Annotated in this window: 1 protein-coding gene and 1 pseudogene; both read right to left on the bottom strand. The window is 66.9% G+C overall.

The features are described 5' to 3' along the window. A partial coding sequence (locus G3436_RS26610) for a triphosphoribosyl-dephospho-CoA synthase (RefSeq protein WP_178116627.1) occupies positions 1 to 493 on the bottom strand: 493 nt, incomplete at its 3' end. Further along, positions 493 to 2,165 (bottom strand): annotated as a pseudogene (gene mdcA, locus G3436_RS26615) (malonate decarboxylase subunit alpha). The gene G3436_RS26610 and the pseudogene mdcA, both read right to left, overlap by 1 nt. Between the last annotated feature and the right edge of the window lie 31 nt (positions 2,166 to 2,196).

The following is a 2,196-nucleotide window of genomic DNA, read 5'->3' on the forward strand; positions in this document are numbered from 1 at the left end:
CGACACCATAACGGTGTGCCACCGCGCTACCGTTGCTGGGCTGGCGTGGCGCCTGGCGGTCGTCGAGCAATGCCAGCTGCGCCGCACGCAGCGCCAGGTCACCGGCCCGCAGCGTGGCAGCGGGCAACGCCGCTGCTGCGGTCAGCAGGCCCAATGCCCAGATGGCGCCACGGTGCGTATTGACCCCGGCCGTGGTGCGCAGCATCGCCTGTTCGCCGTCGCGACCGATCTGCCCGAGGGCTTCGCGCAGGGGCTGGCCGATGGTGCCCAGGTGCATGGCGGCTTCGGCCATCTGCTTGAACATCGGCCACAGCGACAATGCCGAGGCATGCATCAGGCCCAGGTGCAGGTCGTGGTGCGCGCCGTTGCCGCGCCGGTCGACCAAGGCGGGCTTGGGCGACAGTTCGGCCTCGTCGATCAGCGCATCCACCGCGAAGTCGGCCAGTTGTTCGGCGCGTGACAGCGCCTGGGGTTGCAGGTCGAGTGCGTGCATTACCAGCTCCTGAACTTGGCGGGCGGGTTGTACAGGCCGTCGGACCACTGCACCAGGTCGGCCACGCTCTTGGCGGCGAGCAGTTCGCGGGTGGCGTCGGTGCGGCGGATGCCGAGGTCTTCGGGCAGCGCGATCAGGCCTTCACGGCGCAACCGTGCGGTGTCGGCGGGGTTGTGCCGCAGCCCGATTGCGGTGACCCCGGCCACGGCGGCGATCATCGCCTGGCGCTCTTCGAGCGAGCGTGCCTTGTACAGGTAGGCGATGCCTTCTTCGGTGAGCAAGTGGGTCACGTCGTCGCCGTAGATCATGATCGGCGCCAGCGGCATGCCGCTTTTCTTCGCCACCTCGACGGCATCCAGGGTGTCGACGAAGGTAGGTTTGCCGCCTTCCTGGAACGTCTCGACCATCTGCACCACCAGCTTCTTGCCGCGCTCCAGCAGTGCCTCGGGGGCATCGCCGGCCTGGCGCATATCCAGCCACGCCGGGGTGGCATGGCGTCGACCGCGCGGGTCGTGGCCCATGTTTGGCGCGCCGCCGAAGCCGCCAGGCGCCCGCGGGTGACCGTGGAAGAGTGGCCGTCGCCGTCTACTTGCAGGGTGGCGCCGATGAACAGGTCGACCGCATATTGCCCGGCCAGTTGGCAGAACATCCGGTTGGAGCGCAGCGAGCCGTCGCGCCCGGTGAAGAACACGTCCGGGCGTGCGGCGATGTACTGCTCCATGCCCAGCTCGGTGCCGAAGCAGTGCACGCTCTGTACCCAGCCGCTTTCGATGGCGGGGATCAGCGTGGGGTGTGGGTTGAGCGTCCAGTGTCGGCAGATCTTGCCCTTGAGCCCCAGGGATTCGCCGTAGGTGGGCAGGATCAGCTCGATAGCGGCGGTGTTGAAGCCGATGCCATGGTTGAGCGACTGCACGTTGTGTTTTTCGTAGATGCCGCGGATCGCCATCATCGCCATCAGCACGTGCACCGGCTTGATATGGCGCGGGTCGCGGGTGAACAGGGGTTCTATATAGAACGGCTTGTCGGCCACCACCACGAAATCGACCCACGAGGCGGGGATATCGACGCGCGGCAGCTCGCTGACATCGTCCACCAGCTGGTTGACCTGGACGATGACAATGCCGTCGCTGAACGCGGCCGGTTCGATCAGCGCGGGGCTGTCTTCGGTGCTGGGGCCGGTGTAGATATTGCCGGCGCGGTCGGCCATGAAGCCGGCCGAGAGCACCACGTTGGGGATCAGGTCGACTACAAGGCGGGCGTAGAGCTCGATGTAGGTGTGGATGGCGCCGATTTCCAGCAGGCCGTCTTCGAGCAGTTGGCTGATGCGCAGGCTTTGCGTGCCGGCGAAGGAGAAGTCCAGCTTGCGTGCGATGCCGCGTTCGAACAGGTCCAGGTGCTCGGCGCGGCCGACGCTGGGCATGATCATGTGCAGGTCGTGCAGGCGGGCGGGGTCGGCCTTGGTCAGGGCGCGGGAGAGGAAGTCGGCCTGCTTCTGGTTGTTGCCTTCCAGCACCACACGGTCGCCGGGACGGATCAGGGCGTGCAGGGCTTCGACGATGTTTGCGGTGGGGAGCACCACGCCGTCGGCAAGGTGCTGTACCTGGGCCAGGCGCTGCTGCTTCTGGCTGCGGCGCTGGGACCAGCGCGGTTCAGGGGAGGATGTTGTTGTCATGATGGCTCCACGCAGTTCGCTGTCGTGGGAG

The sequence above is a fragment of the Pseudomonas brassicae genome (genome assembly GCF_010671725.1).
Lineage (GTDB): Bacteria > Pseudomonadota > Gammaproteobacteria > Pseudomonadales > Pseudomonadaceae > Aquipseudomonas > Aquipseudomonas brassicae.